We start from the raw sequence: 14899 nt of genomic DNA, 5'->3' as shown, positions 1-14899 counted from the left end.
ACGGCCATGACGCAGAATCTCCAGCTCCACGAGGGTCTCGCCGTCCCTCCGTCGGGCAGTGACCTGTGACGGAAACCCGGCAGGCGCGCACCGACGCCTCCTCGCGCGCCACCCTCGGCAAGGCCGCGGACGAGAACTTCCCCGTGGCCCCCTTCTTCCTGCCCCGGGCCTGGCGCGACGACCTGATGGCCGTCTACGGCTTCGCCCGCCTCGTCGACGACATCGGAGACGGCGACCTCGCCCCCGGCGGCGCCGACGCCCGCCACCTCGGGCTCGACCCCGAGACGGCGCGGGACCGGCTCGCCTTCCTCGACGCCTTCGAGGCTGACCTCCGCCGCGTCTTCGACGGGACCCCCCGCCACCCGCTCCTCCAGGCCCTCCGGCCGACCGTGCTGCGGTGCGGGCTCACCCCCGAGCCCTTCCTGGGCCTGATCGCCGCCAACCGCCAGGACCAGCAGGTCAGCCGCTACGAGACGTACGACGACCTCCTCGCGTACTGCGAGCTCTCCGCCAACCCCGTCGGCCGGCTCGTCCTCGGGATCACCGGCACCGACACCCCCGAGCGGATCCGGCGCTCCGACGAGATCTGCACCGCCCTCCAGATCGTCGAGCACCTCCAGGACGTCGCCGAGGACCTCGGCAACGACCGGATCTACCTTCCCGCCGAGGACCTCAAGCGGTTCCACGTCACCGAGAGCGACCTCGCCCGGCCCACCGCCGGCGCCTCCGTCCGCGCCCTGATCGCCTTCGAGGCCGAGCGGGCCCGCGACCTGCTCCACGCGGGCGCCCCGCTCGTCGGCAGCGTCCACGGCCGGCTCCGGCTGCTCCTGGCGGGCTTCACCGGTGGCGGACACGCGGCACTCGACGCGATCACCGACGCCGGATACGACGTACTGACCGGACCACCGAAGTCCACCAAGCCGAGCCTGATGCGCCAAGCGGGAGCGGTTCTGCTCCGGGCGCGGAGAGAGGGGTGAGCGCGACCGTGGAGGCACAGCCCCAGCCGTCCGCACCGGTCCAGGCCGCCTACAGCTACTGCGAGGCGGTCACCGGACAGCAGGCACGGAACTTCGCCTACGGAATCCGACTGCTGCCGACCGAGAAGCGCCAGGCGATGTCCGCGCTGTACGCGTTCTCCCGGCGCGTCGACGACATCGGCGACGGCACCCTCGCGCCCGAGGCCAAGCGGGAGCGCCTGGAGGCCACCCGCGCCCTGCTCGACCGGATCCGCTCCGGCGGGATCGACGAGGACGACACGGACCCGGTCGCCGTCGCCCTCGCCGACTCGGCCCGCCGCTTCCCGATCCCGCTCGACGGCCTCGACGAACTCATCGACGGCGTCCTCATGGACGTCCACGGCGCGACCTACGAGACCTGGGACGACCTCAAGGTCTACTGCCGCTGCGTCGCCGGCGCGATCGGCCGGCTCTCCCTGGGCGTCTTCGGCACCCAGCCCGGCGCCCCGGGCGCCGACCGCGCCCCCGAGTACGCCGACACCCTGGGCCTCGCGCTCCAACTCACCAACATCCTCAGGGACGTACGCGAGGACGCCGCGAACGGGCGGACCTATCTGCCCGCCGACGACCTCGCGAAGTTCGGCTGCGGCGAGGGCTTCGGCAGCGAGACCCCGCCCGCCGGTGCCGACTTCGCCGGGCTCGTCCACTTCGAAGTGCGGCGCGCCCGCGCCCTGTTCGCCGAGGGCTACCGGCTGCTGCCCATGCTCGACCGGCGCAGCGGCGCCTGCGTCGCCGCCATGGCGGGCATCTACCGCCGCCTCCTCGACCGGATCGAACGCGACCCCGAGGCCGTGCTGCGCGGCCGCGTCTCGCTGCCGGGCCGGGAGAAGGCGTACGTCGCGGTGCGCGGCCTCTCCGGCCTCGACACCCGCCACATCGCCCGGCGCGCCGTCAGGGGGCGTGCCTGATGAGCCCGTACGCCCCCGCCCGCCGGGCAACCTCGGGCACCGTACCGGCGTCCCTGCCGTCGGCGGCTCCGGCCGCCGCGCTCCCGACCCCGACCATGGCGAGCCGGCCCGCGCCGGCGCTGCCCGCGACGACCCGAACGGAGGCCGCGTGACCCAGGAAGGAACCGGGGAGCACACCCGGCAGCCCCACGCCGTCGTCATCGGCGGCGGGCTCGCCGGGATCACCGCCGCGCTCCAGCTCGCCGACGCCGGCGTCGGCGTCACCCTCCTCGAAGGCCGGCCCCGGCTCGGCGGCCTCGCCTTCTCCTTCCGCCGGGGCGACCTCACCGTCGACAACGGCCAGCACGTCTACCTGCGCTGCTGCACCGCCTACCGCTGGTTCCTCGACCGGGTCGACGCCGCCCGGCTCGCCCCGCTCCAGGACCGCCTCGACGTTCCCGTCCTCGACGTCGGGCACCCCCGCGGCCCCCGGCTCGGCCGGATCCGCCGCGACAACCTCCCCGTACCGCTGCACCTGGCGCGCAGCCTCGCCACGTACCCGCACCTCTCCCTCGCCGAGCGGGCCTCCGTCGGCCGGGCCGCGCTCGCCCTGAAGAAGCTCGACCCCGCCGACCCGGCCCTCGACGGCATCGACTTCGGGACGTGGCTCGGCAGGCACGGCCAGTCCCCGCGGACCGTCGACGCCCTCTGGGACCTCGTCGGCATCCCCACCCTCAACGCCCCCGCACCGCAGGCCTCCATGGGCCTCGCCGCGATGGTCTTCAAGACCGGCCTCCTCTCCGAGCCCGGCGCCGCCGACATCGGCTGGGCCCACGTCCCGCTCGGCGAACTCCACGACACCCGGGCCGCCAAGGAACTCGACGCCCTCGGGGTGCGCACCGCCCTCCGTACCAAGGCCGAGCGGATCTCCCGTACCGACGACGGACGTTGGGCCGTCGACGTACCCGGCGAGACGATCACGGCCGACGCCGTCGTCCTCGCCGTCCCGCAGGAGGAGACGCACGGCCTGCTGCCCGAGGGCGCCCTCGACGACCCCGACCGGCTCCTCGACATCGCCACCGCGCCCATCCTCAACCTGCACGTGGTCTACGACCGCAAGGTGCTGAAGCGGCCCTTCTTCACCGCCCTCGGCTCCCCGGTCCAGTGGGTCTTCGACCGCACCGACTCCTCCGGGCTCACCGGCGGCGGCCAGTACCTGGCCGTCTCCCAGTCCGCCGCCCAGGACGAGATCGACGAACCCGTCGCCGCCCTGCGCGCCAAGTACCTCCCCGAGCTGGAGCGGCTGCTGCCCGCCGCCCGCGGCGCCGGGATCCGCGACTTCTTCGTCACCAGGGAGCGGACGGCCACGTTCGCCCCCACCCCGGGCGTCGGCCGGCTCCGCCCCGGCGCCCGCACCCAGGCACCGGGGATCTATCTGGCCGGGGCCTGGACCGCCACCGGCTGGCCCGCGACCATGGAGGGTGCCGTCCGCAGTGGTTTCAGCGCCGCGGGCGCAGCGCTCTCCGCCCTCGGCCGCCGCCATGACCATCCGCTGCAGGAGGCGGCATGAGTGTGAGTACCGGAACAAGAGGAGAGACCGTGCCGACTGTGCCGCCGGGTAATCCGGCCGTCGACACCGCGGACGTGTCCGCACTGCTGGAGCGGGGGCGGACCCTGTCCACCCCCGTACTGCGGGCGGCCGTCGACCGCCTCGCGCCGCCCATGGACACCGTGGCCGCCTACCACTTCGGCTGGATCGACGCGCAGGGCAACCCCACGGAGGGGGACAGCGGCAAGGCCGTCCGCCCCGCGCTCGCCCTGCTGTCGGCCGAGGCCGCGGGCGTCGCCCCCGAGGTCGGGGTCCCCGGCGCCGTCGCCGTGGAGCTCGTCCACAACTTCTCGCTGCTGCACGACGACCTGATGGACGGGGACGAGCAGCGCCGCCACCGCGACACCGTGTGGAAGGTGCACGGCCCCGCGCAGGCCATCCTGGTCGGCGACGCCCTGTTCGCCCTGGCCAACGAGATCCTGCTGGAGCTCGGCACGGTGGAGGCCGGCCGGGCGACCCGCAGGCTCACCACCGCCAGCCGCAAGCTCATCGACGGGCAGGCGCAGGACATCTCCTACGAGCACCGCGAGCGGGTCACCGTCGAGGAGTGCCTGGAGATGGAGGGCAACAAGACCGGCGCCCTGCTCGCCTGCGCCGTCTCCATCGGTGCGGTCCTCGGCGGTGCCGACGACCGCACCGCCGACAAGCTGGAGGAGTACGGGTACCACCTCGGGCTCGCCTTCCAGGCCGTCGACGACCTGCTCGGCATCTGGGGAGACCCGGAGGCCACCGGCAAGCAGACCTGGAGCGACCTGCGCCAGCGCAAGAAGTCCCTGCCGGTCGTCGCCGCCCTCGCCGCCGGCGGCGAGGCCTCCGAGCGGCTCGGCGAACTGCTCGCCGCGGACGCCAAGTCCAACGACTTCGACACCTTCTCCGAGGAGGAGTTCGCCACCCGCGCGGCCCTCATCGAGGAGGCCGGAGGACGCGAGTGGACCTCCCAGGAGGCCCGCCGTCAGCACGCGATCGCGATCGAGGCCCTGGACGAGGTGGACATGCCCGCCCGCGTGCGGGCGCAGCTCACCGCGCTGGCCGACTTCGTGGTCGTACGGAAGAGATGATCACCATCACCCTGATATGAGTTCGCGGTCGCCGGCCGGTGCCACCCGGCGCCGGCCGACGGCAGACCCGTAGAAGCAGAAGTAACCGACTGCGCAAAGGGGAAGCCATGACAGCGACGACCGACGGAAGCGCCGGGGCCGTGGGCCCCCGGGCAGCCGCGGCCAGCAACACGAACGACACCGACGCGTCCGCGTCGGGGCTCGGCGGGACCGCCGCGCCCGGCCTCGACGGGGCCGCCGCGCGGGCGGCGGAACGGGCCGTCGGGCACCTCCTCGCCCGACAGGACCCGGAGGGCTGGTGGAAGGGCGACCTGGAGACCAACGTCACCATGGACGCCGAGGACCTCCTCCTCCGCCAGTTCCTGGGCATCCTCGACGCCGACACCACCCGCGCCGCGGCCCTCCACATCCGCCGGCAGCAACGCGAGGACGGCGCCTGGGCCACCTTCTACGGCGGACCCGGCGAGCTCTCCGCCACCATCGAGGCCTATGTCGCCCTGCGCCTCGCCGGAGACCTGCCCGAGGCCCCGCACATGGCCCGCGCCGCCGCCTGGGTCCGCGCCGGGGGCGGGATCGCCGCCGCCCGGGTCTTCACCCGGATCTGGCTCTCCCTCTTCGGCTGGTGGCGCTGGGAGGACCTGCCCGAGCTGCCCCCTGAGCTGATCTTCCTGCCCAAGTGGTTCCCGCTCAACATCTACGACTTCGGCTGCTGGGCCCGGCAGACCATCGTGCCGCTCACCGTGGTCTCCGCGAAGCGCCCGGTCCGCCCCGCGCCCTTCCCGCTCGACGAGCTGCACACCGACCCGGCCCTGCCCAACCCGCCCCGGCCGCTCGCCCCGGCCACCGGCTGGGACGGGCTCTTCCAGCGCCTCGACAAGGTGCTGCACGGCTACCGCCGGGTGGCGCCGCGAGCCCTGCGCAGGACGGCGATGAACCAGGCCGCGCGCTGGATCATCGAGCGCCAGGAGAACGACGGCTGCTGGGGCGGCATCCAGCCCCCCGCCGTCTACTCGGTCATCGCCCTCCACCTCCTCGGCTACGACCTCCAGCACCCCGTCATGCGGGCCGGACTCGAATCGCTCGACCGGTTCGCCGTGTGGCGCGAGGACGGCTCGCGGATGATCGAGGCGTGCCAGTCGCCCGTCTGGGACACCTGTCTCGCCACCATCGCGCTCGCCGACGCGGGGCTCGAACCCGACCACCCGGCCCTGGTGAAGGCCGTCGACTGGATGCTCGACGAGGAGATCACCCGGACCGGGGACTGGGCCGTACGGCGGCCCGGACTGCCCCCGGGAGGCTGGGCGTTCGAGTTCCACAACGACAACTACCCCGACATCGACGACACCGCCGAGGTCCTCCTCGCCCTCCGCAGGGTCAGGCACCCCGACCCCGCCCGGCTGGAGGCGGCCGTCGTCCGGGGCGCGCGGTGGACGCTCGGCATGCAGTCCAAGGGCGGCGCCTGGGGCGCCTTCGACGCCGACAACACCAGTGCCCTCCCCAACAAGCTGCCGTTCTGCGACTTCGGCGAGGTGATCGACCCGCCCTCCGTCGACGTCACCGCCCATGTGGTGGAGATGCTCGCCTTCGAGGGACTGGCCCAGGATCCCCGTACCCGCAGGGGAATCGACTGGCTGCTCGCCGAACAGGAGCCGAACGGCGCCTGGTTCGGCCGCTGGGGCGTCAACCACGTGTACGGCACGGGGTCCGTGCTCCCCGCGCTCACCGCGGCCGGGCTGCCCGTCTCCCATCCGGCGATCCGCCGGGCGGTCCGCTGGCTCGGGTCCGTCCAGAACGAGGACGGCGGCTGGGGCGAGGACCTCCGCTCGTACCACGACGAGGCGTGGATCGGGCGCGGCGCCTCCACCGCCTCCCAGACCGGCTGGGCGCTGATCGCGCTCCTCGCGGCCGGCGAGCGGGACTCCGAACCCGTCCGGCGGGGCGTCGCCTGGCTGGCCGAGACCCAGCGCGAGGACGGCTCCTGGGACGAGCCGTACTTCACGGGCACCGGCTTCCCCTGGGACTTCTCGATCAACTACCACCTCTACCGTCAGGTCTTCCCGCTCACGGCGCTCGGACGCTACCTGTACGGGGAGCCCTCGCCCGGCAAGGCCCGCTGATGGGGCGCGAGCCGGGCCCCTGCGCCCCACCGCCGCTGCTGATCGCCTGCGCCCTCGGCATCGAGCAGCTCGCCCTGCGCACGGGGGACCGCGCCGGCGCCCCCGGGCCCGTCACCGTGCTCCGTACGGGCATGGGGCCGGACAAGGCCCGCCGGGCCGTCTCCCGGGCCCTCGGCGAGCACGGATGGCGGGACGCCGCCGTCATCGCCTCCGGCTTCTGCGCCGGACTCGCCCCCGGCATGCACCCGGGGGACCTGATCGTCGCCGACGAGACCCGCGGTCCCGACGGCACGATCTCCTGCACCGGGACCGAGCTCCTGGTGAAGGCCCTGGTCAGGGCCGTGCCCGGGCGGGCCGTCCACACCGGGCCGCTGACCGGCTCCGACCATGTGGTGCGCGGCCCCGAGCGGGCCGCGCTGCGGGCCACCGGCGCCATCGCCGTCGACATGGAGTCCGCGGCGACGCTCGGCACCGCTCGCCGCGGTACCGGACCGGACGGCGAGCCGGACGCCCGCCCGGTTGCGGCCGTCCGAGTGGTCGTGGACGCTCCAGAACATGAACTGGTCCGGATCGGCACGGTACGCGGGGGAATATCGGCCTTCCGTGTTCTTCGTGCCGTCCTTCCCGCATTCTTCGAATGGCACCGTTCTTTGCTGCTCCCCAGGAGGTGAGCGAGTTATGGCCATGCCGCTCCGTCAGTCCATCCGGGTCGGGACCTACCTCTTCGAACAGAAGCTCCGCAAGCGTGAGAAGTTCCCGCTGATCGTCGAGCTCGAGCCGCTGTTCGCCTGCAACCTCAAGTGCGAGGGCTGCGGAAAGATCCAGCACCCGGCAGGTGTCCTCAAGCAGCGCATGCCGGTCGCCCAGGCGGTCGGCGCGGTCCTGGAATCCGGCGCCCCCATGGTGTCCATCGCGGGCGGCGAGCCCCTGATGCACCCTCAGATCGACGAGATCGTGCGCCAGCTGGTGGCCAAGAGGAAGTACGTCTTCCTCTGCACCAACGCGATGCTGCTGCGCAAGAAGCTGGAGAACTTCACGCCCTCGCCGTACTTCGCGTTCGCCGTGCACATCGACGGCCTGCGTGAGCGGCACGACGAATCCGTCGCCAAGGAAGGCGTGTTCGACGAGGCGGTGGCGGCCATCAAGGAGGCCAAGCGCCGCGGTTTCCGCGTCACCACCAATTCGACCTTCTTCAACACCGACACCCCGCAGACCATCATCGAGGTGCTCAATTACCTCAACGACGACCTCCAGGTCGACGAGATGATGATCTCGCCCGCGTACGCGTACGAGAAGGCCCCCGACCAGGAGCACTTCCTCGGCGTGGAGCAGACCCGCGAACTCTTCAAGAAGGCCTTCGCCGGCGGAAACCGGCGCCGCTGGCGGCTCAACCACTCGCCGCTCTTCCTGGACTTCCTGGAAGGAAAGGCGGACTTCCCCTGCACCGCCTGGGCCATTCCGAACTACTCGCTCTTCGGCTGGCAGCGACCCTGCTATCTCATGAGCGACGGATACGTCCCCACGTACCGGGAACTCATCGAGGACACCGACTGGGACAAGTACGGCCGCGGCAAGGACCCGCGCTGCGCCAACTGCATGGCGCACTGCGGCTACGAGCCCACCGCCGTCCTCGCCACCATGGGCTCCCTCAAGGAGTCCCTGCGCGCGGTCAGGGAGACCGTCTCCGGGAACAACGGGTGAGGACGGAGGGGCGATGAGCGGCGAGTTCGACCTGCGGGCGCTGCTCGCCGAGCGCGGCGGCGAGCGGTACGAGCTGCACGCCCGCTACCTCAACCACCAGCTGCCGCGCATGCTCCACACCATCGGCTTCGACAAGGTGTACGAGCGGGCCGAGGGCGCCCACTTCTGGGACGCCGACGGCGTCGACCACCTCGACATGCTCGCCGGCTTCGGCGTGATGGGCCTCGGACGGCACCACCCCGTCGTCCGCAAGGCCCTCCACGACGTGCTGGACGCCCAGCTCGCCGACCTCACCCGCTTCGACTGCCAGCCGCTGCCCGGACTCCTCGCCGAGCGGCTGCTCACCCACAGCCCGCACCTCGACCGGGTCTTCTTCGGCAACAGCGGCACGGAGGCCGTGGAGACCGCCCTCAAGTTCGCCCGGTACGCCACCGGGCGACCCAGGGTCGTCTACTGCACCCACGCCTTCCACGGGCTCACCACCGGCTCCCTCTCCGTCAACGGCGAGAACGGTTTCCGGGACGGCTTCGCGCCGCTGCTGCCCGACACGGCGATCGGGCTCGGCGACCTCGACGCCCTGGAGCGGGAGCTGCGCAAGGGCGACGTGGCCGCCTTCGTCGTCGAACCCATTCAGGGCAAGGGCGTCCACGCGGCCCCGCCGGGCTTTCTGCGCGCCGCCCAGGAGCTGCTCCACCGGCACGGCGCGCTGCTCATCGCCGACGAGGTGCAGACCGGCCTCGGCAGGACCGGCGACTTCTACGCGTACCAGCACGAGGAAGGGGTCGAACCGGATCTCGTCTGTGTCGCCAAGGCGCTCTCCGGCGGCTACGTGCCGGTCGGCGCCACCCTCGGCAAGGACTGGATCTTCAAGAAGGTGTATTCGTCGATGGACCGGGTCCTGGTCCACTCGGCGAGCTTCGGATCCAACGCGCAGGCCATGGCGGCCGGGCTCGCCGTCCTCTCGGTCATGGAGGACGAGGGGACGGTCGCGCACGCCCGCCGGATCGGCGACCTGCTCTCCGGGCGTCTCAGGGAGCTCGTGCCCCGGTACGAGCTGCTCCACGAGATCCGCGGGCGCGGGCTGATGATCGGGATCGAGTTCGGCCGGCCGTCCTCGCTGGGGCTGCGCGGGCGCTGGACGATGCTCCAGGCGGCCCGCAAGGGCCTCTTCGCCCAGATGGTCGTCGTCCCGCTGCTCCAGCGGCACCGGATCCTCACCCAGGTCTCCGGGGACCATCTGGAGGTGATCAAGCTGATCCCGCCGCTGGTCATCGACGAGGCCGACGTGGACCGGTTCGTCACCGCCTTCACGGCGGTCATGGACGAGGCCCACGGTGGTGGCGGGCTGATGTGGGACTTCGGGAAGACCCTGGTCAAGCAGGCGGTCGCGCAGCGCTGACCGGGCCGGAGCCGAACTTTTGCCTCTGAGGCAAGAAACTTGCCTCAGAGGCATGTTCCTGGCGGAATGGACGCATGGACCACGTCCCCGGGGAAGCCTCCCCGGACCCCGCCACCCCGGGCGTCCCGCCCGACCTCGCGACCTCCGACGCCCTGCCCGACGTCGCCCCGCAGCTGCGGGCCCTGCGCCGCCGCAGGGGGCTCACCCTGGAGGCCGCCGCCCAGCGGGCCGGCCTCTCGCCGGCCCACCTCTCGCGTCTGGAGACGGGGAACCGGCAGCCTTCGCTTCCGATGCTGCTCGCTCTCGCCCGCATCTACGGTACGACGGTCTCCGAGCTCCTCGGCGAGACGCTGTCCGAGCGCGACCCCGTCGTCCGGGCCGGCCGCTCCGAACCCGTCGAGGCCGACGGCTGGATCTACCGCCAGGTGGGCGGCGCCGGACGCGCCCTGCAGTGCCTGCGGGTCCACGTGCCGTACGCCACCCGGGCCGACATCGTGCGCGTCCACCCGGGCGAGGAGTGGATCCACGTCCTGGAGGGCCGGGTGCGGCTCTCGCTCGGCGAGGCCGTCCATGTCCTCGACCCCGGGGACAGTGCGCACTTCGACTCGCTCACCCCGCACCGGATCGGGGCCGCGACCCCCGGTGGGGCCGAGCTCCTCTTCGTCCACACCCTGATGCAGAGTCCCGTCGCCGAGCTGTGCCTCGGCGACGGGACCCCGCACCGGCGCTGACCCTGCCCGCCTCTTCCAGGAAAGAGACCGAGATGTCCGAGAAGTCACGAACCGTCACTGGCGAGGAGCGCGGGGAAGGCAAGTTCCCCAAGGGTCTCGTCCTCCGCCTCTTCGCCTATCTGGTCGCCGGCCACCTCTTCGCCGGCTTCCTCTACCTGCTCTTCATGCTGGGCGGGCAGAACCAGTAGATCCCGCTCACGCCTCGGTGAGGAGACGCTCCCGCAGGCGCTCGCGGGTCTCCGGAGAGAGCTTCAGGCCCTCCGTGAGGTAGGCGTCCACCGAGCCCCAGGTCGCCTCGATCGTCTCGAAGGCGCCCCGCAGGTACTCCACCCGCGCGTCGAACAGCGGGCTCAGCAGCTCCATCACCTCGGGCGACATCGCGTCCGGGTCGGTGGAGCTGCGGCGCACCTTGTAGCGGCGGTGCGGGGCGTTCGACTTCACGTAGTCGGCCTCGATCGCCTCCCGCTCGACCCCGAGGGCGAGCAGGGTGATCGCGATGGACAGCCCGGCGCGGTCCTTGCCGGCCGCGCAGTGCATCAGGGCGGGGAGGCTGTCCTCCGCCATGGAGTGCAGGACCCGGCTGTGCTCCTCGGTCCGCTCGACAATCATCTTCCGGTACGAGTCGGACATTCGGGTCGCGGCCTTGCCGTCGCCGAGGAGCTCCCGCAGCTGCTCGATGTCGCCCTCGCGGACCAGCTTCCAGAACTCCTTGCCCGCGGCCGGATCGCTGAGCGGTATGTTCACGTTCCGCACGCCGGGGAGGTCCACGTCCTGGCCCTCGACCTTCCGGTCGACCAGGTTCCGGAAGTCGAAGACGGTGTGCAGTCCGAGCGAGTCGAGGAAGACGACGTCCTCCTCGGTGGCGTGGGCGAGGTGGCCGCTGCGGAAGAGGCGGCCGGGGTGCACGGCGCGCCCGTCCGTCGTCGGCAGGCCGCCCACGTCCCGGAAGTTGCGGACCTCGGCCAGCTCGGGTTCGTTCGCTTCGATGGGCGGGACCTGCGGCAGCTGCTGCGTCACGGATGCTCCTGATGGTCGACGTTCGGATGACCGATGCGCGATCGGTTCCACGGGCAATCATCCAGGTGGGGCCGCGATGGCGCACCCCCCTGGACGGGAATGGGGGATCTGTCCGAATTGAGGCGTTGTGTATAACGCGCCCTGTTTACGGGCGAGATGGGCCCGAGCGCGTGAGCAGGGTCATAGAAGTGACGGATCGTGGCCGTCGGCCCTGAGCAATTGCCGTACGGAAAAAGGAAATCGAGGGCCCGTCATCCACGGAGGGTGACCGGAATTCCGGGTGAAAGGCCGCACGGGGAAAGCCGTTGGAAATCATTGGCTTGTTCGCGCAGACCCCGCTCGTCTAGCGTCACCGTCAATCCGGTCGGACCGCCGAATCCTGCCACCGTCCGGAATTCCACTCATCCCATGCGTGGCAGGAGCGGGGGACCCAGGAAGTACGCCGGTCCCGCGACGCAGGACGGCTTGGGGTGAAGCCGCGTGAGAACGCGGCCGGGCATCTCCAGTCCGAACCCGACAGCTCACCTCGCAGGCGCCGGAGAGGAATTCGCCATGCCCGCGAAGGGTAAGCACCGCCGCATCAAGTCCAACCGCCTCACCCGCGGAATCGCCGCCGCCGGTACAGGAGGCGCCGTCGTCGCCCTCCCGCTCCTCGGTGCCACCGGCGCCCACGCCGCCGCCCCGGCCACCGCTCCCGGCCAGGCCGTCACCGCCGCCGCCCAGGTGAAGGCCCCCGCCTCCGCCAAGGCCGCGCCCGCCACCACGAAGGCCGCGCCGAAGACGTACTCCGTCGTGCGGGGCGACTACCTGTCGAAGATCGCCGCCGAGCACCACCTCACCGGTGGCTGGCAGAAGCTGTACGCGGACAACCGCCAGGTCGTCGGCGAGAACCCCTCGCTCATCCTGCCGGGCATGAAGCTCACCCTCGGCGCCAAGAGCACCGCCAAGGCCGCCGCGCCGAAGAGCACCGCCAAGGCCGCCGCCCCCAAGAGCACCGCGAAGGCCTCCACGAAGAGCTCCGCGAAGAACGGCGACACCGCGCGCGCCTCCCGGAGCAGCGAGCGCGCCGCCGCCCCGGCCGCGAGCACCCAGTCGTCCGGCTCCTCCTCGGCCGGCGCGACCTCCGCCTCCGGCTGGTTCGCCCCCGTCAGCGGCGGCATGTCCACCCCGTACCGCGCCGCGGGCTCGATGTGGTCCTCCGGCTACCACACCGGTGTCGACTTCATGGCCTCCACCGGCACCACGATCGTCGCGGTCGGCCCCGGCACCGTCTACTCCGCCGGCGACGGCGGCGCGTACGGCAACCAGGTCGTCATCCAGCACGCCGACGGCACCTTCTCGCAGTACGCCCACCTCTCCTCGATCTCCGTCTCCGCCGGCCAGACCGTGAGCGGCGGAGAGCAGATCGGTCTCTCCGGCGCGACCGGCAACGTCACCGGACCGCACCTGCACTTCGAGATGCGCACCGGGCCGGAGTACGGCTCCGACATCGACCCGATCTCCGCCCTGCGTTCGCACGGCGTGAGCATCTGACGCCCCGTCGTCACTCGGAGGCCCGGCACGCACGCGTGCCGGGCCTCCGGCGTGTTCCCGCTCTATTCCGGCTTGGCAAATTCTTTATCGGTGGCATATGTCACCCAGCGTCAACCCCTCCTTACGGTCGCGTAGGTCACATCCGAAAGGGAAAGATGTGCTCCCGTGGCAGACGATTCGAGATCAAGAGACAAGAACGCATTCGGGTCGTACGCGGCGATCGGTGACAGCTTCACCGAGGGTGTCGGAGACCCCGGGCCCGACGGGACGTACGTCGGCTGGGCGGACCGCTTCGCGGTGCTGCTCGCCGACCAGCTGCCGGAGCACGACGGCTTCCGCTACGCCAACCTGGCCGTACGCGGACGCCTCCTCGACCAGATCGTGGCGGAACAGGTCCCCCGGGCGAAGGAACTCGCCCCCGACCTGGTGACCTTCTGCGCCGGCGGAAACGACATCATCCGCCCCGGCACGGACCCCGACGACGTCGCCGAGCGCTTCGAGCGCGCCGTCGCCGACCTGACCTCCGCCGTCGGCACCGTCATGGTGACCACCGGCTTCGACACCCGCGACGTGATCCTCCTCAAGCACCTGCGCGGCAAGATCGCCACCTACAACGGCCACGTCCGGGCCATCGCCGACCGCTACGGGTGCCCCGTGCTCGACCTGTGGTCGCTGAAGTCCGTCCAGGACCGGCGCGCCTGGGACGACGACCGGCTGCACCTCTCGCCCGAGGGCCACACCCGGGTCGCGCTGCGCGCTGCCCAGGTCCTCGGCATGCCGGTCCCCGCCGACCCCGACCAGGAATGGCCGCCGGTCCCCCCGCGCGGCCCGCTGGAGGTGCGGCGCGACGACATCCACTGGGCGAAGGAGTACCTCGTGCCGTGGATCGGGCGCCGACTGCGGGGCGAGAGCTCCGGCGACCACGTCGAGGCGAAGCGCCCCGACCTCATGCCCCTGTAGTTCCGGGGCCGGCCGGCGCGTGTACGACGGCGGGGATCCGCTCCAGGACCCCGCCGGCGAACACGTCGTACAGCGGCAGCGTCTCCAGATGGACGTAGCCGATGTGGCAGTCGCAGAGGGCGAGGGGGCAGGCGCGGGGGCGCAGGGCGGAGCGGTACGAGCCGTCGTACAGGTTCCCCAGCTCGGCCTTGACGAAGTGGCAGCGCCGCACCGTCCCCTCGCCGTCCACCGAGATCACCGACTCCCCGGTCCGGCAGGGCAGCCCCGCCGAGCGGTGCGGATGACGGCTGTACGGGAAGAGCGGGTCGATCCCCGTCCACTCCGCGGCCTCCGCGTCGGTGTACGCGTGCCCCTCCGCCGCGTTCACCCAGAGGTAGACGTGCGGCGGCAGTTCGGCCCTCAGCCGCCGGGCGTGCTCCGCGTGCTCGGCAAGCCCGACGACGCCGACACTGAAGCGGACGCCCCGCTCGGTCAGCTCCCCGCACTTGGCGAGGAAGCGCTCGTACGGCGTCTGCCCGGGGTGGTACGTGCACCAGAGCGCCACGCTCTCCGGGTCCGCTTCCGCCAGCCAGTCGGTGCGGCAGCTCAGATTGGTCTGGATCGCGACCCGCTCGACGTGCGGGAGGCGGGACAGCTCGACGAGCGCCCGCCGGTACCAGGAGCGGACCAGCCCCTCGCCCCACGGGGTGAAGAGGATCCGCAGCCGGTCCCCGGTCTGCGCGGCGGCCCACCCGGTGAACCGTTCGAGCGCGGCCCGGTCGGCGCGCAGCTGCTCCCCGCTGTCCCGGCGCTTGGCGAAGGGACAGTAGGGACAGTCGAAATCGCAGGAGGAGAGCGGCCCGCGGTAGAGGAGCGTCAGGTCCATGTGCGC

At 72.1% G+C, this 14899-nt stretch carries 15 protein-coding genes and 1 riboswitch; of the genes, 13 read left to right on the top strand and 2 right to left on the bottom strand.

The window, feature by feature from the left end; all coding sequences use genetic code 11:
• Positions 1-65: 65 nt before the first annotated feature.
• From hpnC to OG259_RS07950, 11 genes are all read left to right on the top strand, one after another.
• Entirely contained in the window at positions 66-977 is a 912-nt protein-coding gene (gene hpnC, locus OG259_RS08000) for a squalene synthase HpnC (RefSeq protein ID WP_328941607.1), read from the top strand.
• On the top strand, positions 974-1924 hold the full coding sequence (gene hpnD, locus OG259_RS07995; RefSeq protein WP_328941606.1) for a presqualene diphosphate synthase HpnD: 951 nt from the start codon (positions 974-976) through the stop codon (positions 1922-1924). The genes hpnC and hpnD overlap by 4 nt, the downstream gene beginning before the upstream one ends.
• Entirely contained in the window at positions 1924-2076 is a 153-nt protein-coding gene (locus tag OG259_RS07990) for a hypothetical protein (protein ID WP_328941605.1), read from the top strand. The genes hpnD and OG259_RS07990 overlap by 1 nt, the downstream gene beginning before the upstream one ends.
• Positions 2073-3473, top strand: a complete 1401-nt coding sequence (gene hpnE / locus OG259_RS07985) for a hydroxysqualene dehydroxylase HpnE (protein ID WP_328941604.1) — start codon at positions 2073-2075, stop codon at positions 3471-3473. The genes OG259_RS07990 and hpnE overlap by 4 nt, the downstream gene beginning before the upstream one ends.
• The gene (locus OG259_RS07980; RefSeq protein WP_266898883.1) at positions 3470-4570 is read left to right on the top strand and encodes a polyprenyl synthetase family protein; all 1101 of its coding nucleotides are present in this window, start codon (positions 3470-3472) and stop codon (positions 4568-4570) included. The genes hpnE and OG259_RS07980 overlap by 4 nt, the downstream gene beginning before the upstream one ends.
• A gap of 107 nt (positions 4571-4677) precedes the next feature.
• Complete coding sequence (gene shc, locus OG259_RS07975) at positions 4678-6687, top strand: squalene--hopene cyclase (RefSeq protein WP_328941603.1); 2010 nt, start codon at positions 4678-4680, stop codon at positions 6685-6687.
• Complete coding sequence (locus tag OG259_RS07970; protein ID WP_328941602.1) at positions 6687-7358, top strand: phosphorylase family protein; 672 nt, start codon at positions 6687-6689, stop codon at positions 7356-7358. Before shc ends, OG259_RS07970 begins: the two co-directional genes overlap by 1 nt.
• Before the next feature lie 7 nt (positions 7359-7365).
• Entirely contained in the window at positions 7366-8388 is a 1023-nt protein-coding gene (gene hpnH, locus OG259_RS07965) for an adenosyl-hopene transferase HpnH (RefSeq protein ID WP_030313699.1), read from the top strand.
• Between the two features lie 13 nt (positions 8389-8401).
• On the top strand, positions 8402-9787 hold the full coding sequence (locus OG259_RS07960) for an aspartate aminotransferase family protein (RefSeq protein WP_328941601.1): 1386 nt from the start codon (positions 8402-8404) through the stop codon (positions 9785-9787).
• Positions 9788-9861: 74 nt separating this feature from the next.
• Entirely contained in the window at positions 9862-10518 is a 657-nt protein-coding gene (locus OG259_RS07955) for a helix-turn-helix domain-containing protein (RefSeq protein ID WP_328941600.1), read from the top strand.
• 32 nt (positions 10519-10550) lie between these two features.
• Positions 10551-10706 (top strand): DUF6126 family protein, encoded by a 156-nt coding sequence (locus OG259_RS07950; RefSeq protein WP_328941599.1) that lies wholly within the window; start codon positions 10551-10553, stop codon positions 10704-10706.
• Between the two features lie 7 nt (positions 10707-10713).
• Here the strand turns inward: OG259_RS07950 and OG259_RS07945 are convergent, their stop codons facing one another.
• The gene (locus OG259_RS07945; protein ID WP_266898895.1) at positions 10714-11535 is read right to left on the bottom strand and encodes a tyrosine-protein phosphatase; all 822 of its coding nucleotides are present in this window, start codon (positions 11533-11535) and stop codon (positions 10714-10716) included.
• Positions 11536-11923: 388 nt separating this feature from the next.
• A riboswitch (cyclic di-AMP (ydaO/yuaA leader) is annotated at positions 11924-12083 on the top strand.
• Positions 12084-12087: 4 nt separating this feature from the next.
• Here OG259_RS07945 and OG259_RS07940 point away from each other — a divergent pair.
• Positions 12088-13068, top strand: coding sequence for a LysM peptidoglycan-binding domain-containing M23 family metallopeptidase (locus tag OG259_RS07940; RefSeq protein WP_328941598.1), 981 nt, complete (start codon positions 12088-12090; stop codon positions 13066-13068).
• Positions 13069-13233: 165 nt separating this feature from the next.
• Positions 13234-14028, top strand: a complete 795-nt coding sequence (locus OG259_RS07935; protein WP_328941597.1) for an SGNH/GDSL hydrolase family protein — start codon at positions 13234-13236, stop codon at positions 14026-14028.
• Here the strand turns inward: OG259_RS07935 and OG259_RS07930 are convergent.
• Entirely contained in the window at positions 14015-14893 is an 879-nt protein-coding gene (locus OG259_RS07930; RefSeq protein WP_328941596.1) for an STM4011 family radical SAM protein, read from the bottom strand. The genes OG259_RS07935 and OG259_RS07930 overlap by 14 nt on opposite strands.
• Between the last annotated feature and the right edge of the window lie 6 nt (positions 14894-14899).

Source organism: Streptomyces sp. NBC_00250, assembly GCF_036192275.1.
Taxonomy (GTDB): Bacteria; Actinomycetota; Actinomycetes; order Streptomycetales; family Streptomycetaceae; genus Streptomyces.
This window is presented reverse-complemented; position numbering and strand designations above follow the sequence as displayed.

Excerpts from the sequence above, each read along its gene's own strand:
- OG259_RS07930 (WP_328941596.1), bottom strand. The coding sequence starts at position 14,893 with ATGGACCTGACGCTCCTCTACCGCGGGCCGCTCTCCTCCTGCGATTTC.
- OG259_RS07955 (WP_328941600.1), top strand. The coding sequence starts at position 9,862 with ATGGACCACGTCCCCGGGGAAGCCTCCCCGGACCCCGCCACCCCGGGC.
- OG259_RS07960 (WP_328941601.1), top strand. The coding sequence starts at position 8,402 with ATGAGCGGCGAGTTCGACCTGCGGGCGCTGCTCGCCGAGCGCGGCGGC.
- OG259_RS07950 (WP_328941599.1), top strand. The coding sequence starts at position 10,551 with ATGTCCGAGAAGTCACGAACCGTCACTGGCGAGGAGCGCGGGGAAGGC.
- OG259_RS07940 (WP_328941598.1), top strand. The coding sequence starts at position 12,088 with ATGCCCGCGAAGGGTAAGCACCGCCGCATCAAGTCCAACCGCCTCACC.
- hpnH (WP_030313699.1), top strand. The coding sequence starts at position 7,366 with ATGGCCATGCCGCTCCGTCAGTCCATCCGGGTCGGGACCTACCTCTTC.
- OG259_RS07990 (WP_328941605.1), top strand. The coding sequence starts at position 1,924 with ATGAGCCCGTACGCCCCCGCCCGCCGGGCAACCTCGGGCACCGTACCG.
- shc (WP_328941603.1), top strand. The coding sequence starts at position 4,678 with ATGACAGCGACGACCGACGGAAGCGCCGGGGCCGTGGGCCCCCGGGCA.
- OG259_RS07980 (WP_266898883.1), top strand. The coding sequence starts at position 3,470 with ATGAGTGTGAGTACCGGAACAAGAGGAGAGACCGTGCCGACTGTGCCG.
- OG259_RS07970 (WP_328941602.1), top strand. The coding sequence starts at position 6,687 with ATGGGGCGCGAGCCGGGCCCCTGCGCCCCACCGCCGCTGCTGATCGCC.